20 protein-coding genes are annotated in these 23,686 nt (G+C 61.4%); 3 read left to right on the forward strand and 17 right to left on the reverse strand.

From position 1 onward, the window contains the following. From phaR to VF285_RS00510, 5 genes are all read right to left on the reverse strand, one after another. The coding region (phaR, locus tag VF285_RS00490) for a polyhydroxyalkanoate synthesis repressor PhaR (protein WP_346950652.1) at positions 1 to 326 on the reverse strand (326 nt) is incomplete at its 3' end. Between the two features lie 3 nt (positions 327 to 329). Further along, on the reverse strand, positions 330 to 1,067 hold the full coding sequence (phbB, locus tag VF285_RS00495) for an acetoacetyl-CoA reductase (RefSeq protein WP_346950653.1): 738 nt from the start codon (positions 1,065 to 1,067) through the stop codon (positions 330 to 332). A 12-nt stretch (positions 1,068 to 1,079) separates the two neighbouring features. Further along, complete coding sequence (locus tag VF285_RS00500) at positions 1,080 to 2,741, reverse strand: PHA/PHB synthase family protein (RefSeq protein WP_414648029.1); 1,662 nt, start codon at positions 2,739 to 2,741, stop codon at positions 1,080 to 1,082. 106 nt (positions 2,742 to 2,847) lie between these two features. Beyond that, the gene (pgeF, locus tag VF285_RS00505; RefSeq protein WP_414648030.1) at positions 2,848 to 3,693 is read right to left on the reverse strand and encodes a peptidoglycan editing factor PgeF; all 846 of its coding nucleotides are present in this window, start codon (positions 3,691 to 3,693) and stop codon (positions 2,848 to 2,850) included. Then, positions 3,624 to 4,580 carry an RluA family pseudouridine synthase gene (locus VF285_RS00510; protein WP_346950656.1) on the reverse strand — a complete coding sequence of 319 codons (957 nt, stop codon included), beginning with the start codon at positions 4,578 to 4,580 and terminating at the stop codon, positions 3,624 to 3,626. Before VF285_RS00510 ends, pgeF begins: the two co-directional genes overlap by 70 nt. 55 nt (positions 4,581 to 4,635) lie before the next feature. On the opposite strand from VF285_RS00510, the gene VF285_RS00515 reads away from it, so the two are divergent. Then, positions 4,636 to 5,472 carry an outer membrane protein assembly factor BamD gene (locus tag VF285_RS00515; RefSeq protein WP_414648031.1) on the forward strand — a complete coding sequence of 279 codons (837 nt, stop codon included), beginning with the start codon at positions 4,636 to 4,638 and terminating at the stop codon, positions 5,470 to 5,472. On the opposite strand, the gene VF285_RS00520 is transcribed toward VF285_RS00515, so the two are convergent. Further along, the gene (locus VF285_RS00520) at positions 5,459 to 7,474 is read right to left on the reverse strand and encodes an ATP-dependent DNA helicase (protein WP_346950657.1); all 2,016 of its coding nucleotides are present in this window, start codon (positions 7,472 to 7,474) and stop codon (positions 5,459 to 5,461) included. The genes VF285_RS00515 and VF285_RS00520 overlap by 14 nt on opposite strands. Before the next feature lie 115 nt (positions 7,475 to 7,589). On the opposite strand from VF285_RS00520, the gene VF285_RS00525 reads away from it, so the two are divergent. Beyond that, positions 7,590 to 9,935, forward strand: coding sequence for a Tex family protein (locus VF285_RS00525; protein ID WP_414648032.1), 2,346 nt, complete (start codon positions 7,590 to 7,592; stop codon positions 9,933 to 9,935). 21 nt (positions 9,936 to 9,956) lie between these two features. On the opposite strand, the gene VF285_RS00530 is transcribed toward VF285_RS00525, so the two are convergent. The 11 genes from VF285_RS00530 to VF285_RS00580 form a co-directional block, all read right to left on the reverse strand. Further along, the gene (locus VF285_RS00530) at positions 9,957 to 11,144 is read right to left on the reverse strand and encodes an acyl-CoA dehydrogenase (RefSeq protein WP_346950659.1); all 1,188 of its coding nucleotides are present in this window, start codon (positions 11,142 to 11,144) and stop codon (positions 9,957 to 9,959) included. Positions 11,145 to 11,242: 98 nt separating this feature from the next. After that, positions 11,243 to 12,688 carry an NAD-dependent succinate-semialdehyde dehydrogenase gene (locus tag VF285_RS00535; protein WP_346950660.1) on the reverse strand — a complete coding sequence of 482 codons (1,446 nt, stop codon included), beginning with the start codon at positions 12,686 to 12,688 and terminating at the stop codon, positions 11,243 to 11,245. 135 nt (positions 12,689 to 12,823) lie between these two features. Then, positions 12,824 to 14,002, reverse strand: coding sequence for an ABC transporter substrate-binding protein (locus tag VF285_RS00540; RefSeq protein ID WP_346950661.1), 1,179 nt, complete (start codon positions 14,000 to 14,002; stop codon positions 12,824 to 12,826). Between the two features lie 112 nt (positions 14,003 to 14,114). Further along, positions 14,115 to 14,831 carry an ABC transporter ATP-binding protein gene (locus tag VF285_RS00545; RefSeq protein ID WP_346950662.1) on the reverse strand — a complete coding sequence of 239 codons (717 nt, stop codon included), beginning with the start codon at positions 14,829 to 14,831 and terminating at the stop codon, positions 14,115 to 14,117. Positions 14,832 to 14,835: 4 nt separating this feature from the next. Continuing rightward, complete coding sequence (locus VF285_RS00550) at positions 14,836 to 15,630, reverse strand: ABC transporter ATP-binding protein (protein WP_346950663.1); 795 nt, start codon at positions 15,628 to 15,630, stop codon at positions 14,836 to 14,838. After that, positions 15,620 to 16,570 carry a branched-chain amino acid ABC transporter permease gene (locus VF285_RS00555; protein WP_346950664.1) on the reverse strand — a complete coding sequence of 317 codons (951 nt, stop codon included), beginning with the start codon at positions 16,568 to 16,570 and terminating at the stop codon, positions 15,620 to 15,622. The genes VF285_RS00550 and VF285_RS00555 overlap by 11 nt, the downstream gene beginning before the upstream one ends. Next, the gene (locus VF285_RS00560; RefSeq protein ID WP_346950665.1) at positions 16,567 to 17,502 is read right to left on the reverse strand and encodes a branched-chain amino acid ABC transporter permease; all 936 of its coding nucleotides are present in this window, start codon (positions 17,500 to 17,502) and stop codon (positions 16,567 to 16,569) included. Before VF285_RS00560 ends, VF285_RS00555 begins: the two co-directional genes overlap by 4 nt. Then, positions 17,468 to 19,192, reverse strand: a complete 1,725-nt coding sequence (locus VF285_RS00565) for a thiamine pyrophosphate-binding protein (protein ID WP_346950666.1) — start codon at positions 19,190 to 19,192, stop codon at positions 17,468 to 17,470. Before VF285_RS00565 ends, VF285_RS00560 begins: the two co-directional genes overlap by 35 nt. Then, positions 19,189 to 20,115, reverse strand: a complete 927-nt coding sequence (locus VF285_RS00570) for a delta(1)-pyrroline-2-carboxylate reductase family protein (RefSeq protein WP_346950667.1) — start codon at positions 20,113 to 20,115, stop codon at positions 19,189 to 19,191. Before VF285_RS00570 ends, VF285_RS00565 begins: the two co-directional genes overlap by 4 nt. A gap of 34 nt (positions 20,116 to 20,149) precedes the next feature. Next, on the reverse strand, positions 20,150 to 20,764 hold the full coding sequence (locus tag VF285_RS00575; protein WP_346950668.1) for an XRE family transcriptional regulator: 615 nt from the start codon (positions 20,762 to 20,764) through the stop codon (positions 20,150 to 20,152). 27 nt (positions 20,765 to 20,791) lie between these two features. Then, positions 20,792 to 22,015, reverse strand: a complete 1,224-nt coding sequence (locus VF285_RS00580; RefSeq protein ID WP_414648033.1) for an NAD(P)/FAD-dependent oxidoreductase — start codon at positions 22,013 to 22,015, stop codon at positions 20,792 to 20,794. A gap of 150 nt (positions 22,016 to 22,165) precedes the next feature. On the opposite strand from VF285_RS00580, the gene VF285_RS00585 reads away from it, so the two are divergent. Then, positions 22,166 to 23,671 (forward strand): aldehyde dehydrogenase family protein, encoded by a 1,506-nt coding sequence (locus VF285_RS00585; protein WP_346950669.1) that lies wholly within the window; start codon positions 22,166 to 22,168, stop codon positions 23,669 to 23,671. Positions 23,672 to 23,686: the final 15 nt, after the last annotated feature.

Raw genomic sequence — 23,686 nt, forward strand, 5'->3', positions numbered from 1 at the left:
AGAACCTGGATATTCTTCTCCAGGAAGATCCCCATCACCCCCTGCATGGCATGGCCGTAGAAGCGGATGATTTGTTCCAGGGCGTTGGCCGAGAACATCGGCACCCCGCCAGTTTCTTCTTCGAGAATGATCTGCAGCAGAATGCTGCGGGTCAGGTCGTCGCCGCTTTTGGCATCAACGACCTGAAAGTCCGCATTGTCCAGCACCAGCCGCTTGATGTCCGCCAGCGTGATATAGGCGCTGGACTGCGTGTCGTAAAGCCGCCGGTTGGGGTATTTCTTGATCAACCGGTGAGTCTGTTCTGAAGTTGTATTCCGCCGCGTCATCATTCAACCCATGTGCAAGCCGCCGTTCAGCGAAAAGTCCGCACCCGTCGCAAAACCCGCGTCATCAGAAGCCAGCCAGGCGACGATGGAGCCGATCTCTTCAGGGGTACCCAGACGTTTCACCGGGATGGTGGCAACGATTTTTTCCAAGACGTCGGGGCGGATCGAACGAACCATATCCGTCCCGATGTAGCCAGGCGATACCGTATTCACGGTCACGCCCCTGCTGGCGACTTCCTGTGCCAGCGCCATGGTAAAGCCGTGAATCCCCGCCTTTGCCGTGGAATAGTTGGTCTGTCCGAACTGGCCCTTCTGTCCGTTCACGGAACTGATGTTGATGATGCGCCCCCACTGTCGCTCGACCATGTCATCGATCACCTGCTTGGTGACGTTGAACAGGCTGTTCAGATTGGTGTCTATGACCCCACGCCAGTCTTCGAGAGACATTTTGCGAAACGTGCCATCGCGAGTGATGCCGGCATTGTTGACCAGCACGTCGACGGGTCCAAACTGCTCTTTGACCTTCACGAAGGCTTCGACCGTTGAGTCCCAATTGGCCACATTGCCCACGGAAGCGCTGAACTTGTAACCCAGTGCAGCCTGTTCGTTCAGCCACTTTGCATAATCACGACTAGGCCCGCAGCCAGCCACGACATTGAAGCCCTCCTTGGCCAGGCGCTGACAGATTGACGTTCCGATGCCGCCCATACCTCCTGTGACATAAGCCAGTTTTCCGCTCATCGCTTTCTCCTTTCAGTCTGCTTTTACCATGACGTAGCGCCCCGGAGCGGGCTCTATGACCGGATACTGTTTGCTCCCCAGCGTGCGGCGAGGGCGCCGCAAGGGTCCGGACTGATCCTCGAGCCAGGCAAGCCAATCGGGCCACCAGCTACCCTGCCGGTGGGCGGCATTGTCCAGCCAGGACTGCGGATCACTTGGAAGTCCGGCATCTGCATCGCCACCGCCGGTGACCCAATAGCCTCGACGACCCTTTTCTGGGGGGTTGATGACGCCTGCAATATGCCCGGATTCCCCCAGCACGAAACGCAGCGGCCCCCGCAGCAGCAACGTGGACGCGTAGGCCGACATCCAGGGTACGATGTGGTCGTCTTTGGAGGCATAGAGATAGGTCGGCATGTCGAGCGCTCGCAGATCGACGACCTTGCCGCAGACCTGCAGGCTGCCGGACTTCAGCCGATTCTCGAGATAGGTATTACGGAAATACCAGGCAAAAAACGGGCCGGGAAGATTCGTGGCATCGGCGTTCCAGGACAGCAGATCAAATGCCCGCGGCGCCTGCCCCATGAGATAGTTGGAATCGACGTAGTCCCAGACGAGTTCAGACGGCCGCAAGAACGAAAATGTAGTGGACAGCTCGCCCGCCGTCATGAGTCCCTCTTTACCCAATTGCTGCTCGCGTATGCGGGCATGGGACTCATCGACGAAAACGCCCAGGAGACCGGTGTCGCGAAAATCGAGAAAGGTCGTGAGCAGGGTGAGCGCAGCCACCGGATCTTCGCCTCGTGCTCGTGCCACGGCCAAGGCACAGGCCAGCAGGGTCCCACCTACGCAAAACCCAAGCGCGTTGATCTGAGGCTCGCGAGTCAACGCCTGGACGACCCGGACGGCCTGCAGCACGCCCTGTTCAATATAGTCATCCCACGTTTTGTGATCGATGCCGTCAGTGTCACCCGCCTGGGGGTTGCGCCAGGACACCATGAAGACCTGAAAACCGGCCTGCACGATATGCTGCACCAGCGAATTGGCGGGCTGCAGGTCGAGAATGTAGTACTTGTTGATGCATGGCGGCACCATGAGCAGCGGCCGCACATGCACCTGGGATGTCTGAGGCTGGTACTGTATGACCTGCATGAGCGCGTTTTCGTAGACCACGGCGCCCTGGGTCATCGCCAGATTGCGGCCCGGTGCAAAGGCGGACTCGTCGGTCTGCGTGATGCGACCCCGCCGGAGGTCGTTGAGCAGATTGGACAAGCCTTGCTGCAAAGACGCGCCCCCCGACTCGGCCAAGGCCTGCAGAGCCTTCGGGTTGCTGGCAAGGAAATTGGCAGGAGAACAGGCCTCGACCCACTGCATCACTGAAAACTGAAGCCGTGCTCGGACGGAGTGGCTAAGATCGGAGGCGTTGGCCAATCGCTGCATGGTGCGTGCCACCAGCAAATAAGCATGTGCGGAAAAAAGAGACTGTGGATTACGCAGCCACGCGTCGGATGAAAACCGCCGATCGTCGGGTGCGGACAAGACACCCCGCCGGGCTTGATCCATGAGCGACTGCCAGCCGCTGACAAAATCAGACTGAATGGCCGCCAGCAGATCCGGCGCAACGCGCGGCGAATTCAACGGTTGAGAAGGATTGCCATCACCCACTTTATCCTCCCTGCCAGCCCGCGCCGACATCAATCATCTGTGACTCATTCTGACATCCTGACAGATCACGTCAATTCGGGTAAGTCGGGAGCCCGAAAGGCGCATATAAGGCTTTACACATCGACATTCTTGCACTTTATACCAGCCACGCGAGCGTTGCCTGGCGCCCCGTAGGGGTTTCGCGGCGATAAGAAAAATACCGATCCGCTTGACGATACGTGCACTCGCCGCTGAGTTCTACCCGAGCCACACCGGCCAGCTTCAGCCGCCGCCGTGCGAGACCGGCCAGATCCGCATGCCATCGCTGCGTACCCGGCCAGCGCGCAAAACAGGTAGCAGCCTGCGGATCGGGATCGACGAACGCGTGAAAGACCTCATCACCCACTTCGAAAGCTTCTTGACCGATGGCCGGACCCACCCAGGCACGCCAGCCCGTCGCCCGAAGCGCCCGCCGCCGCATGACGGCCACGACGTTCTCGAGTACGCCCGCCGCCAGGCCTCGCCAACCGGCATGAGCGACCCCCAGCACGCTACCAGCATCATCCGCCAGGACGACCGGCAGGCAATCCGCCGTCATGATGGCCAAGGGCCGATTGCGCACTGTCGTGACCGCCGCATCGGCACAAGGGACCCCAGTGGCACACCACACGCCGCCGACGTCGGCCTCGCACACCTGCGTGCCATGGACCTGTTCCAGCCAGAGCGGCTCCGAGGGCACCGACTGCAGCAGACTCGCACGATTGGCACGTACGGCCAGAGGATCATCCTGCACGTGCAGCCCCAGGTTCAGTCCATCCCAGGGCGGCTGGCTCACCCCCCCCTGTCGTTGAGTGCAGAAATATCGCACACCCGGCCATGGCTGGCCTGCAGTTCCGCAGAGGCCAGATGCAAGAGCAATAGACGGCATGAACACTACCCCCAGGTAATCTGACTGCGAATGCGTTGAAAGTCGTCTGGCAATTCGGCTGAAAAAGACTGCCATTCTTCAGTGCACGGGTCTTGAAAGCTCAAGGCGCGCGCATGGAGCATCTGGCGCGACGCGCCCAACAGGCCCGGCCCGCCATACAGCCCATCGCCAACCAAAGGATGATGCAGAAGCGCCATGTGCACCCGGATCTGATGAGTACGGCCAGTTTCGAGCCGGCACATGACTTCGGTTACCGCCTGGCCCTGAACCTGACCGCAGGTCAGAACGGTGTAGTGTGTGATGGCGACCTTGGGCGCCACAGGTCGGTCAGCGGTCATGCGCACTGGTACACGGGGATCGCGACCAATCGGCGCGCGGACGACGCCGTCACCCGTCAGCGTGCCTCGCACCAATGCTCGGTATTCGCGCTTGACGGTGCGGGCCTGCAGCTGCCGAACCAAATTTGTCTGTGCGGTTTCGGTGCGAGCCACCACCAGAAGACCCGAGGTGTCCTTGTCCAGGCGATGCACGATCCCGGCACGCGCCACGTGGGCGAGCTCTGGATACCGGTGCAGCAAACCGTTCAGCAAAGTCCCATGCCAGTTCCCTGCCCCCGGGTGGGTAACCAGGCCTGCCGGCTTGTTCACGACGATCCAGTCGGGAGATTCCGCGACAACCTCGAAATCGACGGCCTCGGGGATGAAAGCCAGGTCTTCCGGCGCCTGCTGCGGCCACACCAGAATGTGCGCCCCCGGGCCAACACGCGTCCTGACGTGTCCGAGCGTCCCATCGACCCGCACATGGCCGCCCTCAATCCAGGTCTGAAGGCGGCTGCGCGAATGCTGAGGCATGAGATGGGCCAAGACCTTGTCCAGACGATCTGGCAATGCGGTCAGTGGTACGCTGAAGCGCCTGGGCTCATTGGCCTCTAGGTCTACTGGGGGGGTATCCGTGTCAGGCATGGCGACTAATCATATAATCTGCCGACAATGCTATCACCTTGATCAAGGACGCTCTGTGGCCGTGCATGCATCCGTTTGCCTGAAATCCCTGCCGCGCCTCGCGCGCATTACCAGCGCTTGCCTGTTCGTCACGCTGGTGGCAGGCTGCTCTCTGACCAACACGGCAGACCCCACTGCGGGCTGGACCGCGCAGCAGTTGTACACCCAAGCCAAATCCGACATGAGCGGCGGCAGCTGGACTGATGCGCGCAAAAATCTTCAAGCCCTGGAAGCCCGCTACCCCTTTGGCGTGTATGCGCAACAAGCCCTGATCGATGAAGCCTACGTCGACTGGAAAGACGACGAGCCCGAACAGGCCAGATCGGCGATCGACCGGTTCATGCAGCAGTACCCCAACCACTCGGGCACCGACTACATGCTGTACCTGAAGGGCATGATTACCTTCACGCCCCCCAGCGCCATCTTGTCGAACATCACGCGTCAGGACCCCAGCGAGCGAGACCCCAAGGGCCTGCGTGAATCCTACGAAGCCTTCAACGAGCTCATCAAGCGCTACCCGGACAGCCGCTACACCCCAGATGCACGCAAGCGCGCCGCCTGGCTGGTGAATACGATTGCAGAAAACGAAGTCCACGTCGCCGAGTACTACTACAAACGCGGTGCCTACGTGGCCGCCGCCAACCGTGCACAAAAGGTGGTCACCGATTTTCAGGGGGCGCCCATCGTCCAGAAGGCGCTCTACATCATGGTGATCAGCTACAACAAGCTGCACCTCGACAAACTGCGCGACGACGCCAAGCGCGTGCTGGATAAAAACTTTCCGAACAGCAAGTACTACAAGCAAGGGCTGGACGACCCTGAAAGCGCCTGGAACCCACTCAACTGGCTCTGACACCGCCGGCTGCCTCTTCTGCACCCTCCGCTGAGCCCTGATGGGGCGAAGCGGATATGAAACCCAAGGCCACTTGTGGATCGCGGGTGCGGGCAAAGGGCGGCAAACCCTGCCACAGCAATCGGCCGTAGGGTTTGTCGACCAGGCGGCCATCGCCCACCATCAGTACGCCCCAATCCCGTTCCGAGCGGATCAGCCGGCCTGCCCCCTGCTTGAGCAGCAACGCGGCCTGGGGCAACTGGTACTCCATGAAGGGATTGCCTCCTTCAGCCCGGCAGGCATTCAGGCGAGCTTCGAGCACCGGATCGTCAGGCGGCGCGAACGGGAGTTTGTCGATGGCCACCAAGGTCAGTGCATCACCCGGGACGTCGATGCCTTCCCAGAAGCTGGTGCTCCCGACCAGCACAGCATTGCCGGCTGCCCGAAAGCGCTCGAGCAACACGCCGCGCGTCGCCTCCCCTTGACGCATGACAGAACGGTCTGACTGCAGCATCCCGCGCAATAGTTGATCGGCGACACGCTCAACGGCGCGCAACGTGGTGCAAAGCACCAGGACGCCACCCGTACAAGCATCCACCAGCGGCAGCAATGCCGCCACGAAAGCGTCCGTAAACCCCGCAGCGCTGGGCCAGGGCAGCGCCTGAGGCACGTACAGCAAGCCCTGGGCGGGATAATCAAAGGGAGAAGCCCAGCTACGGGTCTGGGCATCTCCCAACCCCAGCTGGTGCTGAAAATGCGCAAAATTACCCTTCACCGACAGCGTGGCAGAGGTGAGCACCCAGGTCTGCTCGGGACGCCGAAAGCCCGAAAAAATCCGGGCTACCGATAGCGGTGCGCGAAACAACCGCACGGACTGCTGCCCGTGCTCGATCCATCGCACCGCCGCCTGATCCGGGGGATCCGACTCACCCCGGGCCGGCTGAGTCCATTGCACCAGGCGGGCTCGCAGCGAACGTGCCGTCCGCGTCGCCGTCGCCAGGTCGGGATGGCGCTCTTCCTGTGTGGCCAACGCCTCAGCCAAGGTGTCCAGCGCCTTCACCATGGCCTCCAGCGCGGCGTCGAACGGCTCTGCCTCGGGGATCTGCTCAAACGTGACCCGTCCGCCCGGCAGCTGCGAGATGGCTGCCCCCGCCAGCCGAAACTCGCGTACGGACGATTCCAGCACCCGACACAAATCGCTCCAATGCACTGTCTCACGCGCGTGAGCCAGCCCGGCCGCCTCGGCAAGCCGCATACAATCCAGAATCTGGTGCAGGGACACGCTTTGCCCCAGGAAACGCGTCGCGGTCTCTGGCAACTGGTGCGCTTCGTCAAACACCACCAGCTGCGTCTCAGGCAGCAAATCCGCAATTCCTTCCTCGCGCAAAGCCAGATCGGCCATGAACAAGGCATGATTCACCACCACCACGTCTGCCTCCTGCGCATGACGCCTGGCCTTCATCAAAAAACAGTCTTTGATGAATGGACACTCCTGGCCCAGGCAGTTTTCGCGGGTAGACGTCACGCGATTCCAGAGGTCGGCATTCTCTGGGACCGTGGGCAGCTCGGCCTTGTCCCCGCTGTCGGTCTCACGCAAGAACCGTTGAATTTCTCGCAGTTGCGGGATCTCTTCGCGGGACTTCAGTGCTCGGGAGTCCTGTGTCAGACGGTCCAGGTGATAGTGGCACACATAATTGCTGCGCCCCTTGAGCAGAGCCACGTCAACCGGCAAAGCGAGCGCCTCGCGCAAGCGGGGAATGTCGCGGCGAAACAGCTGGTCCTGCAGCGTTCGCGTCCCCGTAGACACCAGGGTTTTTCCGCCTGACAGGAAAGCCGGCACGAGGTAGGCCCAGGTCTTGCCCGTGCCCGTCCCTGCCTCGGCCACCAGTACTTGCTGGCTGGCGATGGCATCTTCAATTGCGCTCGCAAGCTCAAGCTGCGCGACGCGCGGCACGTAACCGCTCAAGGAGCCCGCCAGTGGCCCTTCAGGACCAAACACCTGGCTCAGATCTTCAGGAAACATAAGGTAAACGATGTGACAGCAGCGCCAAATGCGAAAGATGATACGTCAATCCCAGCGAAGCCCAGGGACAGCTATGGCACAATGCGGCGCTTGAAGACCGTATTTTAAGATGGACATGAATTCCTCTCTTTCAGGCACTCTCCAGCAGGGAACCGACCCTGCGCGCATCCTGCGACTTCTCACGGCAGAACTGAACGCGCGTCCTGCGCAAGTTGCCGCGGCGGTGGACCTGCTGGACTCGGGCGCTACAGTCCCTTTCATTGCGCGCTACCGAAAGGAAGCTACCGGAGGGCTGGACGACACCATCTTGCGCCAGCTTGAAGTACGGCTGCTCTATATCCGCGAACTCGAGGCACGCCGCACAGCCATCCTGAACTCGATCCTGGAACAGGGCAAGCTCACCGACGCGCTGCAGGCACAGCTGATCGCCGCAGACAGCAAGCAACAGCTGGAAGACCTGTACGCCCCCTACAAACCCAAACGCCGCACGCGAGCACAGATTGCGCGTGAGGCCGGCCTCGAGCCCCTGGCCGACCTGATCCTCAGGGACGCATCGGCAGACCCCGAGACTCAGGCGGGCGCCTACCTGAATGCAGAGGCCGGGTTCGCCGACGTACGCGCCACGCTCAATGGCGCCCGCGACATCCTGGCCGAACGCTTTGCAGAACAAGCCATCCTGCTGCAAACACTGCGCACGGAACTCTGGGAGACCGGACTTCTGTATGCCAAGGTCATGGAAGGCAAAGAGACCGAGGGCGCGAATTTTCGCGATTGGTTCGACTTCAGCGAAGCCCTGCGCACCCTTCCATCGCATCGCATTCTTGCCTTGCTGCGCGGACGCCAGCAAGGAATTCTGGACCTGCGTCTGGGGCTGGACCCCACGCGCGAGGGCGAGACTCCCCATCCCTGCGTACGCCAGGTGGCTGAACTCCTGTCCGTAGACGCCCGCTTCGACACACAAGCCACATCACGTCAACATTGGCTCGCAGAAGTCTGCCGCTGGACGTGGCGAGTCAAGCTGCTGACCACATTCGAAACCGAGCTGATGGGCCGACTGCGCGAAAGTGCCGAGTCCGAGGCCATCCGCGTCTTCGCCGCCAATCTGAAAGACCTGCTGCTGGCGGCGCCGGCGGGCCCCAAGGCCGTGCTCGGGTTGGATCCGGGGATTCGCACGGGCGTAAAGGTGGCCGCCATCGACGCGACGGGCAAACTGCTGGAAACCGCCACCATTTATCCTTTCGAACCGCGCAAGGACGTCGAAGGCAGTCTGCGCACGCTGGCCACCATTCAATCGCGCCACCAGATCCCGCTGGTTGCCATCGGCAATGGCACTGCATCGCGTGAAACCGAACAGCTGATGGCGGCCTTGAAAGAACGACACCCGGAGCTCATCTTCGAACGTGTGGTGGTATCTGAGGCGGGAGCCTCGGTGTATTCCGCCTCAGAGCTCGCAGCCCACGAATTCCCGGAACTGGACGTCAGCTTGCGCGGTGCGGTTTCGATCGCACGACGCCTCCAGGACCCACTGGCCGAACTGGTGAAGATCGACCCCAAGGCCATCGGCGTGGGTCAGTATCAGCACGACGTCAACCAACGCGAGCTGGCACGGTCACTCGACGCCGTCGTGGAAGACTGTGTCAACGCCGTGGGCGTGGACGTGAACACGGCCTCCGCCCCGCTGCTCACGCGCGTGTCGGGATTGAACACCACGCTGGCTCACAACATCGTCCAGTGGCGTGAAACGCACGGCGCCTTCCACAACCGGCGCAATCTGCTCGACGTGCCACGCTTTGGCGACAAGGCCTTTGAACAAGCAGCCGGTTTTCTGCGCATCCCGGGCTCCGACAACCCGCTGGATGCCTCCTCTGTACACCCCGAGGCCTATCCGGTCGTCGAACAGATCGTGCTCAAGGCCGGCAAACCTGCCGCAGAGATCATGGGACAGCCAGAAGCCCTCAAGGGACTGTCGCCTGCAGATTTCACCAGCGAGCGCTTCGGCCTTCCCACCGTCCGAGACATTTTTGCCGAGCTGGAAAAGCCGGGTCGTGATCCGCGCCCCGAATTCAAGACTGCCCGATTCATGGAAGGCGTCAAGGACATCAAGGATCTCGTCCCCGGCATGGTACTGGAAGGCGTGGTCAGCAACGTCGCAAACTTTGGTGCCTTCGTGAACATCGGCGTGCACCAGGACGGACTCGTGCATGTTTCAGCGCTTGCAGACAAGTTCGTGAAAGATCCCCGCGACGTCGTGCGGGTCGGTCAGACCGTCACGGTGCGCGTGGTCGAAGTGGACGTGGCCCGCAAACGCATCGCACTGAGCATGCGCAAGGATGACGCCGGAACACACGCCCGCACGACTGCGGCCCCTCAACGGCGGGACAGTAGACAAGGGCGCCCCGGGCGCCCCTCCAGTGCGCCGCAAGGCGCGATGGCAGAGGCTTTCGCACGATTAAAGCGCTAGCCTGCCAGCGCTGGCCCAGGTTCAGTTCGCAAACGCGGCGATGCCCGTAATGGCTCGCCCCAGGATCAGCGCGTGCACGTCGTGGGTCCCTTCGTAGGTATTGACCACCTCGAGATTCACCAGATGACGCGCGATGCAGAACTCGTCGGAGATGCCATTGCCGCCCAGCATGTCTCGGGCCAAGCGGGCAATGTCCAGCGCCTTGCCGCACGAATTGCGCTTGATGAGCGAGGTCACTTCTACTACGGACGCGCCTTCGTCCTTGAGCCTCGCCACGCGCAGCACAGCCTGCAACCCCAGCGTGATCTCGGTGAGCATATCGGCCAGCTTTTTCTGGATCAGCTGATTGGCTGCCAAAGGTCGTCCGAACTGCTGCCGGTCGATCACATACTGGCGAGCCGTCTCGTAACACGCCTCGGCAGCGCCCAAGGCCCCCCAGGCGATCCCGAAACGCGCCGAATTCAAGCAAGTGAACGGGCCTTTGAGGCCACGGACTTCAGGGAACGCATTGTCGTCCGGAACAAAGACCTGATCGAGCACGATTTCACCTGTGACCGAGGCCCGCAAGCCCACTTTGCCATGAATTGCAGGCGCGGAAAGCCCCTTCATCCCTTTCTCGAGAATGAAACCACGAATCACCCCTTCGTCATCCTTGGCCCACACCACGAACACATCGGCAATCGGGCTATTGGTGATCCAGGTCTTGGCGCCTGACAAGGTGAAACCTCCCGACACCTTCTTTGCGCGCGTCACCATGGAGCCTGGATCGGAGCCGTGATCAGGCTCAGTCAGGCCAAAACAGCCAATGAGCTCGCCGGTAGCCAGGCGCGGCAGATATTTTTGCTTTTGGGCTTCAGTGCCGAAGGCATTGATGGGCACCATCACCAATGAGCTCTGCACGCTCATCATGGAGCGGTAACCCGAATCGACTCGTTCGACTTCACGAGCGACGAGCCCGTAGCTCACGTAGTTCAACCCCGCGCCACCGTATTGTTCAGGGATGGTGATCCCGAGCAGGCCCAGCTCACCCATCTCACGAAAGATCGACGGGTCTGCCTTCTCGTGACGAAACGCTTCTTGTACTCGCGGCGCCAGCCGGCCTTGGCAATAGTCATGCGCGGCATCGCGAATCATGCGTTCGGTGTCGCTGAGCTGGGCATCGAGCAAAAGAGGGTCCAGCCACTGGAACGGCGCGCGGGAAGATGACATGGGGAAGCTCCTGAAATGGAAATCTGCAAATAAGCTCGCAAGGGCGGTGCCCGGAATGCGCCCGCCCTGACATACAGGGCGGGCGCACAGGCCGAATCCTAAACCCCCACCACCGACACCGCCTTGGTGTTCAGATGGGCTTCGATGGCTTCGTGGCCACCTTCAGTCCCGTAGCCAGAGTCCTTGATGCCACCAAACGGCAACTCGGCCGAAGGGGAAGCCGGCTGATTGATCCAGAGCATGCCGGCCTGAACTTCATCCGAAAGATACTGCACGTTCTTGAAGGACGTGGTGAATGCGTATGCCGCCAGCCCATACGACAGGCGGTTCGCCTCGTTGACGGCCTCGTCAAGGCGATCGAAGGCGCGAATGCCGGCAATGGGGCCAAAGGGCTCGTTATTGAACAAATCGGCGTCGGTCTCGATACGGGTGACCACGGTCGGGGCGAAGAAATTGCCATGCTCGCCCACGCGCTTGCCGCCGGTGAGGATTTCGGCACCGCGCTGGCGCGCATCGTCGACCACCTTGGCCATGGCGGTCAGCCGGCGAGGATTCGCCAGCGGCCCCATCGTCGTACCCTCCACCAGGCCATCCCCCAGCTTGAGCGATTCGGCATGCTGCACAAAGGCCTGGGTGAATTCTTTCACCAGGCTGCGGTGCACCAGAAAGCGGGTGGGTGAAATGCAGACCTGACCGGCGTTGCGGAACTTTGACGCGGCCGAAACCTTGACGGCCAGGGCGACGTCAGCATCTTCAGCCACAATGACCGGAGCATGGCCACCGAGCTCCATGGTGACCCGCTTCATGTGTGCTCCGGCGAGCGCGGCCAGCTGCTTGCCGACCACGGTCGAGCCCGTGAACGTCACCTTGCGAATTACAGGGTGCGGGATCAGATAATTGGAAATCTCGGCTGGGTTGCCATACACCAGGCCCACCACCCCGGCAGGCACACCCGCGTCGACAAAAGCCTGAATGAGCGCGGCGGGTGAGGCAGGTGTTTCTTCAGCTGCTTTGCATAGAAACGAGCAGCCGGCGGCCAACGCAGCACCGATCTTGCGCACCACCTGGTTGATCGGGAAATTCCAGGGGGTGAAGGCGGCCACCGGCCCCACCGGCTCTTTGAGCGCCATCTGATGGGCAGCCGGATTGCGCGACGGCACGATGCGGCCATACACGCGCATGCCCTCATCGGCAAACCAGTCGATGATGTTGGCACCCGCCAGCGTTTCGCCCCTGGCCTCGGCCAGCGGCTTGCCTTGTTCCAGCGTCAGAATATGGGCGATGTCCTCGGCTCGTTCACGCAGCAGAGCTGCCGCACGGCGCATCATTGCAGCGCGCTCGAAGGCCGGAATCTTGCGCCAGGCATCGAAGCCCTTCTGCGCGGCCTCCAGGGCACGATCAAGGTCCCGAGTGCCTGCGCAAGCCACGCGGCCAATGACCTCGCCAGTCGCAGGATTGAGCACATCCAAGGTTTTGCCATCGGCCGCGTCGACCCATTGGTTATTGATCAGAAGCTTGGTGTCAGGGTATTGAGCAGTCGTCATTCTTTAATCCTTACGAAACAGTCTTTCACGTCGAAACCAGAAGCACTCGAACAAAGTGCCTCCTTGATCATAGCCCGCCGAAATTGAATCGGGGGCGGACCCCAGATCCGCCCCCGCGCCATCAACTTCCGATCATCACTTCTTCACGTAAGGAACCATCTTGCCATCCTTCACGATGACGCGGCGGTAAGACTCACTCTTTTGCATGCCGTCCTTGTCGAACGCCTTGCTGCCGGTGACGCCAGCGTAATTCTGAGACACCGGAATCAGGGCATCGCGAATGGCGTCGGCATTCGATGCCTTCGCCTTCTGGATGGCCAAAGCCACGAGCATCGCGGAATCGTAAGCATAGCTGCTGAACACGGTCGTCGGGCCTGCCCCAAACTTCTTCGTGAAGTCGGCGGTATAGGCATCGTAGGCCGGGCCGGCGGCACCCGGTTCCAGACCCTTGATGCCTTCACCCACCTGAGGCGACTTCTGGATGTCAGTCACCCACAGCGACGGATAATCGGCATACCAGTTCTGCGACACCTGAATACCCAGCTGATAAGCCTCTTGCAACATCAGGCGCGCGTCAGCGCCATAGGCCGTAAAGAGCACGGCACCCGGCTTTTGTGAAACCGTGCGCCGCAAATCGGCGTTGTAATCAGACTTGCCTTCTTCGTAGCGGACCTTGGTCACGCAATCTGCGCCATCTTTGGACTTGAGCTCGTTGCAGGACTGGATTTCCATCCCCACACCAAACGGATTGTTCGCCGCCAGGCTGCCATAGGTCTTGGCGCCCGAATCCTCGTGGGCAAAGTCCGCAATGGCCTTACCCATCAGGTCGTCGAGCCCCATGGCGCTAAACAGGTAGGGTCCGATCTTGCGCAGCTCTGGAGAGGTGGACGACGAGCAGATCTCGACCACCTTGGACTTCTGCGCAAACTGGCCAGTAGGCACACACACGCCGCTGGACAGAATCCCCAGAACGACCGGCACTTTGTCGACGTTTACCAGCTTGCGCATGGCATCCAGGGCCGAAGCCGGCCGCGACTCGGTATCTTCGATCACCAATTTGATCGTCCCACCCAGCACCTTCGGATCGACCTTGACCGCGCTACCGCCTTTCATGGGGATGTCGTGGCCCTGATTGATCTGATCGATCGCCAGTTGAATGCCCTGGGAGATGTCCTTGCCTTGAATGGCATTGGTGCCCGTGAGCGGCACGAGCACGCCAATCTTGATGTCGGCGGCCGATGCGGGGCTGACCAGGCCTGCACAAAAAAGCGCCGCCGTTACGCCTGCAGCGAAATGAACGAGTTGCTTCTTCATAGCGTTTGTCTCCTGTTGAACATTTAATGCATCCAGCAGCCGCACTCTGGCGGCGGGTACTCAATACCCCCACCCGAGGGTGAGGGTCACGTTCGCGAGCTCGGCACCGGATCTAGTCCTTGGCAGTCCCGAGATAGGCTTCACGAATTTTTTCATCCGTCAGTATTTTGTCTGCCGGACCTTCAAAAGCTTTGCAGCCATCAGCCATCACAATGCCGGTCGTCGAGGCTCGCAAGGACAGCTCTGCATTCTGTTCCACGATCAGCACCGTGCGCCCTTGCGTGTTGATCTCACGAATTTTCTCGAAGACCTCGGCGGCGATGCGGGGCGAAAGCGCTGCCGTCGGCTCATCGAGCAACAGCAACCGGGGCTCGGTCATCAAGGCCCGCGCCAGCGCCAGCATCTGGCGCTCACCGCCACTCATGGTGTGAACACGCTGGCGTCGGCGCTCGGCCAGCCGGGGAAAGCGCTCGTACTGCAGGGCAATGCGCCTCCCCAGCAGCTCGCGAGTCAGCGTGTAGCCGCCCATCTTCAGGTTTTCTTCGACCGAAAGGGATGGAAACACATTGTCGAGCTGTGGCACGAACGCAATGCCTTTAGAGACGCGGACATGCGCTGGCAAGGCAGTGACTTCGTCACCGTCAAAGCTGACCGTGCCGGCACGCGGAATGAGGTACCCCATCAGGGCTTTGAGCAACGTGGACTTCCCGGCCCCGTTGGGCCCGATGATGGTGGTGACCTTCCCTTCGGCGACGTCCAGGTCGACTCCGTGCAGGATCTCGGTATCACCGTAGCCAGCCACCAGATTTTCAACGCGTAGAATGCCCATGTACTTACCCCTGTGTCGCTATTTCTGCCGGGGTGCCCACTTCTCCCCCAGCTGCGATGTAGGCCCGCAGCACGTCTTCGCGCGCCAGGACTGCCTCTACCGGCCCTTCCGCCAACACGCGACCCATGTCGAGCACACATATGGTGTCGCATAATTCGCGAATCACTGCCATGTTGTGCTCGATGATGAGGAAGGTTTCACCATCCTTTTGCAACTGCTTGATGACCTCGACGATATCGTCGATCAGGCGGGGATTGACACCCGCAACAGGCTCATCGAGCAGAATGAGTCGTGGCCGCGCCATGAGAACCTGCACCAGCGCCAGCAACTTCTTCTGACCGCCGGACAGCCCGCCCGCAAGTTCGTTGGCGTGGTTCTGCAGCTTCACCAGTTCAAGCAGATGCCACGCACGTTCGAGGTTGCGCTGTTCTTCGCGCCGCACGGCCCACGGGTGCAACGCCGCCATGATGACCTGCTCACCCAGTTGCTGGCGAGCCCCCAGCAGCATGTTCTCCATGACCGTCATGCGCTGAGGATTAAGCGTGATCTGGAAGGTTCGACACAACCCCATGCGCGCGATTTTGTAGGGCGGGCTACCTTCAATGGACTGGCCATCAAACGTGATGCGCCCCGAAGTCGGCCGGAGAAAGCCCGAAATGATATTGACCAGCGTGGTCTTGCCCGACCCGTTGGGGCCAATCAGGCCTGTAATCTTGCCTTCCTCGGCTGTCAGCGAAACGTCATGCAAGGCAATCAGGCCGCCAAAATGGCGTGCGACTCGGTCCACTTCAAGAAGCATGGCGTTCTCCAGGCCGAGCTGACGGCGACACCCCACCCGGGCGACCATAGCGGCGCTTGCGCTCGGGTACCAGACCGCGCGGCAGGTACAGGATGACCAGGATGATCAGCACGCCGATCAGCACCATGCGCAGCGCCGCAACCGTGGCCGAATACTGAGAGGGCACGTCGATGAAGCGCGTGGAGTTGTAGATGAACTCGACCACCAGCGTACCCACCAGCGCCCCCAGGTTGTTGCCCGGCCCGCCCATGATCACCATGGCCCAGACCAGAAAAGTTTCCATCGGCAAGAAGAACCGAGGATCGATGAAACCCACGAAGTGCGCGTAGATGCTGCCGCCGGCTGCCGCCAACGCCCCCCCAATGATGAGTGCGCTGATGCGGGCACGGCGCACGTCTTTCCCGAGTGCCCTCGCAACTTCGTCGCTTTCGCGAATGCCCTTGAGCAGCCGGCCATAGGGGGTGCGATCCAGCCAGGTCACCAGCCAATAGGCGGCCCCGACACAGACGACCACCAGTGCCAGGTAGAAATAGCCATATTGCGCTGTTGTGAACAGGCCCTGAAATGGTGCGGGAATATTGGTGATGCCATACGAGGCACCCACGTAATCGCTTCCCAGGTTGGTGTTCAGGAAGATGATGCGGATGAGCTCGGCAGCCGCCAGCGTCGCGATCCCCCAATAATCTTGCCGCAGATCGCCAATGGGCAAGGCCATGAGCGCCCCCAGGACCCCACCCGCGACGATGGCCAGAATGAACCCCACGCCAATGGGCCACCCCAGGATGGCCGTCGCGATGCTGGAGGCGTAAGCGCCCACCATGAAAAACGCCACCTGACCAAAATTGACCAGCCCGGTGCGACCATACTGGAAGCTGAGGCTCAAACTCATGAGGCCATAGATGCCGACGATCGTCAGCAAATAGACGAGAAAACTGATCATCGCGCGCGCCTCCCCAGTATCCCCTTGGGGAGCACCAGCAGAATCAGAATCAGAATGGCAAAGGAAATGCCCGTCTTGTAGCCGACTGGAATGTAAAGATCGCTGGCGGACGTGAGCCCCAGAACATGTCCCAGCGGGGCCCAATTGATGAACAGCCCGACGTTTTCGGCAAACGCCACGATGCAGGCGCCCAGGACCGCGCCGTAAATATTGCCAATGCCGCCGACGATGGCGGCCGCAAACACGGCCAGCATGATCTGCAGCCCCATATCAGACTGGATCTGAGCCACCAGGCCCAGCATGATGCCGCCCAGTGCCCCCAGCCCTGCGCCAATGAACCAGACGATGCGGATGATGCGCTCAGTGAAAATGCCACTGGCTTCGGAGAGCTGTTGATTGTCGGCCGTGGCCCGCATGGCGACCCCCAGCTTGGTCCGCGTCAGGAGCAAATGAAACGCCAGCATGGACAGGGCCGCTGCCGCAATCACGGCCGCGCCGGCGGGCGACAGGCGCCCGTCGAAGATGACCCAGGGGCGCGCAAGAGGAATCGGATACGAATGCGCGCTGGCTCCCCAGATCGCCTGAACGCCATATTGCATGACGATGCCCAAGCCAAAGGAGGCAATCATCAAGATGGCCGGAGAACTGTTGCGCAACTTGGCAAATATCAGGCGATCGCTCAGGACGCCCAAGCCGCCCGTCACGACGCAGGCTACCACAGCGCCAACCGGAATCGCCCACCCCGCCGGAAGTGGCAGGTTCAGGCTCACCATCAGGGCAATGAACGCCCCAATGGTTCCGAACTGCACATGGGCGAAACTCGCAAACCGAAGAATGTCGTAGACCATGGTCAGGCCTACGGCAATCAGGGCCAGCTCGGACGCCCGGGTAAGGCTGTCAATGATGACCTGGAACACGGCGGTCCTCCGCATGGGGAATCTGCGACGACGCGCCAGCTCGCAGCTTGGCTATCGTGGTGGTGGGCGTAATGGCTTCCGGATCAAGGATGCAATGCACGATGGCCGGCAGGCCGCTGGCCATGGCTCGCGCCAGTGCAGGCCCAAAGTCCTCGGTCTTTTCAACCCGCTCGCCATACCCTCCAAATGCGCGCGCATACGCAGCAAAATCCGGGTTGACCAAGGTCGTGGCCGAGACCCGGCCCGGATAGTGACGCTCCTGGTGCATCCGGATGGTACCCAGCATATGGTTGTCGATGATGATGACGAGGATGGGCAGTCGATACTGCACGGCCGTCGCGAATTCCTGGCCATGCATCATGAAGCTGCCGTCGCCGGTGAAACACACTACCGTGCGGTCGGGGAGTATCCGCTTGGCCGCCACGGCAGCCGGAAGGCCGTAACCCATGGAACCGGACGTAGGTGCCAGCTGCGTGTCGTAGGCACGAAAATGGTAGAAGCGGTGAATCCAGGTCGCGTAATTGCCGGCACCATTCGTGATGATGGCGTCATCAGGCAAGGTCGCATTCAGGTGCGCCACAATCTGGCCCATCTGCAAGGGGCCTGGAACCTGAATCTTCGAGGGGTCGCTCCAGGCCTGGCGCGCAGCGTGAAGCGCGCTGCACCGCGCGCGGCGCGCCTCGGTTGAAGTACTGGCCAGGCCATCCACCAGGCCAACCCAGGTGCGCGCCGTGCACGCCATGGCAACATCGGCCTGATACACGCGATTGAGCTCATTGACGTCGGGATGCACATGCACCAAAGCCTGCGCCATCTGGGGAATCCCGAACAGCGTGTAGCTTTGCGAAGGGACCTCGGAGAGGCGCCCGCCGACAGCAAGAATCAGATCGGATTCACGAATCGCCGCGAGCAGCCTGGGGTCGCCCCCCAGGCCCAGGTCGCCGATAAAACAAGGGTGCTCCACCGAACACAGCATCTGCCGGCGAAACTGCACAGCCACGGGAATCGCATGGCGCGCCGCAAAGTCACCAAATGCGCGAACCGATTCTGCATCCCAGGTACTCCCCCCCAGAATGGCCAAAGGCCGCTGTGCCCGTGCCAGCAGAGCCTCGAACGCCTGAATCTGTGCAGGGGTCGGCTGGGTGTCGGTGCGCACGCACGGCCGGGCATCGGCGACTTCAAGGGTTTCGGTCAGCACGTCTTCTGGCAACGCCAGCACCACGGGCCCCGGGCGACCCGACTGTGCCACGTGAAAGGCGCGCGCCAGATACTCGGGAATGCGCTCGGCCTGGTCGATCTCGGCAGCCCACTTCACCTGTGACCCGAAGACTGCGCGGTAATCCATTTCCTGGAAGGCTTCGCGGTCACGATGGCCTCGCGCGATCTGGCCCACGAGCAGAATCATGGGCGTGGAATCCTGGGAAGCAATATGGATGCCGGCCACGGCGTTCGACGCTCCCGGGGCCCGCGTCACCATACAGATCCCCGGGCGTCCGGTGAGCTTGCCGTAAGCCTCGGCCATCATGGCTGCGCCGCCCTCTTGGCGACACACTGTGACGGGGATGCCAGAATCATATAGGCCATCGAGGACCGCCAGATAGCTTTCACCTGGTACACAGAAAACCTGCTCTACGCCATGAATGCGCAGCTGATCCACCAACACGTGACCCGCAAGGCGCCTGCGGGGGGACGATGCTTCCGTCATGAGTGTGACTCCTCGAAGATCGATCGATGCTGCAGCGCACAACGTGCGGCCGCCAAATCCCAGGCGGCGCAACCTACCGTCTTGAACACGCAAGCGTCCAGGTCAGCAGGCCGTCGCTCCAGCAGGTCAGCCAGACCATGCACCGCCTGCCAGTCCACACCCGCCTGGAGATAATCGCCCGCTTCGTGGCGAGCCCCTTCCAGGTCATCAACGTAAAGTGTGCTTCCTGCCAGCGTACGTGGCGCGATTTCAGCCAGGTCGGCGCGGTACGCACCGACCGCAATCACAAGGCGCTCGGCGCGAGCCGCCTCGTCGTAAACAGGCCTGGCGCTTGTCGTAGTCGTAATCACCAGATCGGTCGCAGATTCCACAGTATCCACCGGCTGCAGCCGTTTGTCGCCACAGGCCCGCACGAACTCGCGTGCCTTGGCCAGGGTATGGCCGATGATGTCGACCCGTGCGGCGGGGTAAAGCTCCAGCAAGGCCCGCGCGTGACCTCGGGCTTGCGTCCCAGTGCCATAAATCGCCGCATGCTGCGGCCCTTGTGGACATAAAAGGCTCAGTCCCAGCATGGACACTGCCACCGTGCGCCGCACGGTGACCGTCGGGCCGTCCAGCAACAGCTGCAAGCGCCCGGTTTCACTGTCATAGATCGAGACGATCCCATTGATGGTCGGCCAACCCCGCGCCTTGTTGGACGGAATGACGCTCACGAGCTTGTGAACTGCCACGTCGCTCCCTGTGGCAGGCATCGAGATGAGCGTCCCATCTGTTGAAAGCGGCAGTGCCTGGCGCGCAGGCGCGTGAATCAAACCGGCTCTGACCTCGCGCGCGGCCTGTGCAATACCCTGCATCAGGGCTTCGTAGGGGAGCAAAGCCTCGGTATGAATGGCATCGAGCACGGTCACAGGCTGGGCGATCATGGCGGGCTTCCTTGGGGCTCGGTCATCAGTGGGCTCATTGCGACAGGCGGCTGACTTCAGGCGCCGTGCAGACCCAGAGGACCTCGGCATCCTCTTCGCTCAGGCTGATGACGCGATGGCGCATCCGGCTGTCAATGTAAAAGCTGTCGCCCGCGTGCAAGGCGGCCGGCTGGTAGAACTCGGTGTGCAGCTCGATGATGCCGGAGAGCACATACACGAGCTCTTCGCCTTCATGGCGGCTCCAGCCTTCGTCAGCCTCGAGGTGATGTGCCTTGATACGCGAGTGAAAAGGCATCATGCACTTGTTGGCCAACTGCGAGCACAGCAGGCGGTGGTGATAGAGCGGCGTATCGTGGATTTCACCGTGCCCGAAGCGCTCGATGCTGCATCGCCCCGCCCCCATGTGCGACTGCGCGGACACGAACAATTCGGCGACGTCGACCCCCAGGCCGTACGCCAGCCGCAAGAGCACGTCATACGTGGGCGAGACCTGCCCGTTTTCAATCTTCGAGAGCGTCGGAGTGGAAAGACCGCTGGCAGCACCGACCTGCCCCTGTGTCCAGCCACGTTGCAGCCGCAAAAAACGGAGGCGTTCTGCCAGTGCAGACTTTTGTTCCAATGCGAGGGCATCACTCAGTTCTGTTTCCACGACGGCTCCACTCCGTTGTCTACAGGGTCACACCACGTTCTTCTCGATGATGGGGTCATTGTCCAGAATGCGCCGCCAGCCCAGGCGGCTCAGGTCGAGCGTCTTGAACGCCCCATGTACGATGAGCTCGGAAAGCGCACGCCCGACGGCCGGTGATTGCTGCATGCCATGGCCGCTGAATCCGTTGGCGAAAAAGAGGTTGTCGATCGCCGGATGCAAGCCCACGATGACGTTGTGATCCACCAGATTCATGTCGTAGTGCCCCGCCCAGCTTCGGCCACTACGCAAAGCCTCAAAGGCCGGGACCCGGGCAGCCAGCGTGGGCCACAGAATTTCTTCGAACAGGCTGTACTGCACGTCGAAGTCGAACGACTCGGGGTCTTGGTCCTCGGGCGGCGCAATCCCCATGATGAAGCCGGTGCCTTCGGGACGGAAATAAGCTCCCGTGGGATCGAAGACCATAGGGCACCCCGGCAAGGGCTGGGGACACTGCACATAAAAGACACTGCGCTTGCGCGCCTGAACCGGCAGATCTATGCCCACCAGACGGGCCAGTGCCGGAGCCCCCGTGCCTGCACAATTGACCAGCGCGCCGCATCCGACCGTCTGACCATCATCCAGACGCACCGAACTGACGTGACCCCGTTGATGATCGATTCCTACGACGCGACGAGGCATGTAGATGGCGCCCTGGGCAATCGCCTTGTGCCGCATGCCCTGCAGCATGCCATAAGCGTCCAGCCAGCCTTCGCCGCTCATGCCCAAGGCTCCGCCCGCAAGATCGTCGACCTGCATCCAGGGAAAACGGGCAGCCAGCTGAGCCGCATCCAGCAACGCAATGTCGGCTCCGAGGCTGCGCTGCAAAGCCTGGTTTTCATGCAAGGTGGGCATGCCATCAGGCGTGGCCAGCAACAGGTAACCGCCTTCATGAAACTCCGGATCGGGCCGCGAGCCCTCAACCGACATGGTTTCGCCGAAATGCCGCAGAAACTCGGTACCGAACAAAGACATGCGGATGTTTTCGGCAGTCGAGAACTGATGCCGGATGGAAGCGGCCGACAGTGCCGTCGCGCAATGCTGGTAGCTTGGGTCAGGCTCCATGACAGCGACACGGCCCGAAAACGCAGAGTCACGGGTCAAGAAATAGGCTGCCGCACTTCCGACAGCAGCGCCCCCGGCAATCACCACATCGAAATGCTGCTGTCCCATGTTCACCTGACCTTTCGCAGCCAACGGGCTGCCCTGTTTCATGTGTCACATCTTTGGAGCAGCCCTATTGTGAGAGTTATTTTTTCCTATTTCTCTAAGTATTTTCCTGTAGAGAAAATAATTTCTGGCATGACTCACGCATGATATGCTGACCTACGCCGTTGATCTTTCTAGCTTATGGAGCGTCTTCTGATGGATATCAAAGAATTGCTGCAGTCGCTTGGTCTGGCAGGCTCTGTCACCACGGGAGGCAACCTCTCCGTCCACTCGCCCATTGACGGCGCACAGATTGCCGCCGTACACACCCACTCGCCGGCCGACGTTCACTCATTGATCACCCAGGCACACGCGGCCTTCCTGCAGTGGCGCAACGTTCCGGCGCCCCGGCGTGGTCAGCTCGTGCGCATGCTTGGCGACGAACTCCGCGCCCAGAAGCAGGCGCTGGGTCGGCTGGTCTCGATCGAGGCAGGCAAGATCCCTGCCGAAGGCGAAGGTGAAGTCCAGGAAATGATCGACATCTGCGACTTTGCCGTCGGCCTTTCACGGCAGCTCTACGGTCGCACCATTGCCTCAGAACGGCCCGGGCACCACATGCTCGAAACCTGGCATCCGCTGGGTGTGGTAGGCATCATCTCGGCATTCAACTTCCCCGTCGCCGTCTGGTCATGGAATGCAGCCATCGCGCTGGTCTGCGGAGACGCTCTGGTCTGGAAGCCTTCCGAAAAAACTCCCCTGACGGCACTGGCCTGCCAGGTGATCTTCCGCCGCGTCTGCGAACGCTTTGGCAAAGAGGCCCCAGAGCACCTGCTGCAAGTCCTGATCGGGCACCGCGAAACCGGCGAAGCCATGGTCGACGACCCAAAGGTGGCACTGGTGTCCGCCACGGGTTCTACCCGCATGGGACGCGCGGTCGGGCCGCGCGTGGCTCAGCGCTTTGGCCGCTGTCTGCTGGAGCTTGGTGGCAACAACGGCATCATCGTGGCGCCCTCCGCCGATCTGAACATGGCGACCCGAGGCATTCTGTTTGGTGCCATCGGCACCGCAGGCCAACGCTGCACCACAGCGCGGCGCATCATCGCGCACGAATCCATTGCCGACAACCTGGTGGCACGCCTGAAGAAAGCCTACGCCAGCGCCAAGGTCGGGAACCCGCTGGAAGCGGGCACGCTCGTGGGCCCGCTCATCGACAAGGCCGCATTCGACAATATGCAGAAGGCCTTACAACAAGCCCGTGATGCGGGAGGTACCGTCACGGGCGGTGAGCGAACGCTGGCAGACCGCTACCCGAATGCCTGGTACGTCAACCCGGCCATCGCTGAAATGCCGCAACAGATCGAGCTGGTATGCAGCGAGACTTTCGCACCCATTCTGTACGTCATGCGCTACTCGAGCTTCGACGCGGCGCTTGAAATGCACAACGCGGTGCCACAGGGCTTGTCTTCGGCCATCTTCACGACCGATCTGCGCGAATCCGAGACCTTCATCGGCGCCACCGGCTCAGACTGCGGGATTGCCAACGTCAACATTGGCACCTCGGGGGCAGAAATCGGGGGGGCCTTCGGGGGCGAGAAAGAAACCGGGGGCGGGCGGGAATCCGGGTCAGACGCCTGGAAGGCCTACATGCGCCGTGCCACCAACACGATCAACTACTCTCACGAGTTGCCGTTGGCCCAAGGCATCCACTTCGGCGACGACTGACCGAAGAAGCGCTGC

The sequence above is a fragment of the Castellaniella sp. genome, assembly GCF_036379515.1.
In the GTDB taxonomy this organism is placed as follows: Bacteria; Pseudomonadota; Gammaproteobacteria; order Burkholderiales; family Burkholderiaceae_B; genus Castellaniella.

What these genes read in the sequence shown, in the direction of transcription:
- phbB (WP_346950653.1), bottom strand. Translation starts at nt 1,067, where the DNA reads ATGAGCGGAAAACTGGCTTATGTCACAGGAGGTATGGGCGGCATCGGA.
- VF285_RS00500 (WP_414648029.1), bottom strand. Translation starts at nt 2,741, where the DNA reads ATGTCGGCGCGGGCTGGCAGGGAGGATAAAGTGGGTGATGGCAATCCT.
- pgeF (WP_414648030.1), bottom strand. Translation starts at nt 3,693, where the DNA reads ATGGCAGTCTTTTTCAGCCGAATTGCCAGACGACTTTCAACGCATTCG.
- VF285_RS00510 (WP_346950656.1), bottom strand. Translation starts at nt 4,580, where the DNA reads ATGCCTGACACGGATACCCCCCCAGTAGACCTAGAGGCCAATGAGCCC.
- VF285_RS00520 (WP_346950657.1), bottom strand. Translation starts at nt 7,474, where the DNA reads ATGTTTCCTGAAGATCTGAGCCAGGTGTTTGGTCCTGAAGGGCCACTG.
- VF285_RS00525 (WP_414648032.1), top strand. Translation starts at nt 7,590, where the DNA reads ATGAATTCCTCTCTTTCAGGCACTCTCCAGCAGGGAACCGACCCTGCG.
- VF285_RS00530 (WP_346950659.1), bottom strand. Translation starts at nt 11,144, where the DNA reads ATGTCATCTTCCCGCGCGCCGTTCCAGTGGCTGGACCCTCTTTTGCTC.
- VF285_RS00535 (WP_346950660.1), bottom strand. Translation starts at nt 12,688, where the DNA reads ATGACGACTGCTCAATACCCTGACACCAAGCTTCTGATCAATAACCAA.
- VF285_RS00540 (WP_346950661.1), bottom strand. Translation starts at nt 14,002, where the DNA reads ATGAAGAAGCAACTCGTTCATTTCGCTGCAGGCGTAACGGCGGCGCTT.
- VF285_RS00545 (WP_346950662.1), bottom strand. Translation starts at nt 14,831, where the DNA reads ATGGGCATTCTACGCGTTGAAAATCTGGTGGCTGGCTACGGTGATACC.
- VF285_RS00550 (WP_346950663.1), bottom strand. Translation starts at nt 15,630, where the DNA reads ATGCTTCTTGAAGTGGACCGAGTCGCACGCCATTTTGGCGGCCTGATT.
- VF285_RS00555 (WP_346950664.1), bottom strand. Translation starts at nt 16,570, where the DNA reads ATGATCAGTTTTCTCGTCTATTTGCTGACGATCGTCGGCATCTATGGC.
- VF285_RS00560 (WP_346950665.1), bottom strand. Translation starts at nt 17,502, where the DNA reads ATGCGGAGGACCGCCGTGTTCCAGGTCATCATTGACAGCCTTACCCGG.
- VF285_RS00565 (WP_346950666.1), bottom strand. Translation starts at nt 19,192, where the DNA reads ATGACGGAAGCATCGTCCCCCCGCAGGCGCCTTGCGGGTCACGTGTTG.
- VF285_RS00570 (WP_346950667.1), bottom strand. Translation starts at nt 20,115, where the DNA reads ATGATCGCCCAGCCTGTGACCGTGCTCGATGCCATTCATACCGAGGCT.
- VF285_RS00580 (WP_414648033.1), bottom strand. Translation starts at nt 22,015, where the DNA reads ATGAAACAGGGCAGCCCGTTGGCTGCGAAAGGTCAGGTGAACATGGGA.
- VF285_RS00585 (WP_346950669.1), top strand. Translation starts at nt 22,166, where the DNA reads ATGGATATCAAAGAATTGCTGCAGTCGCTTGGTCTGGCAGGCTCTGTC.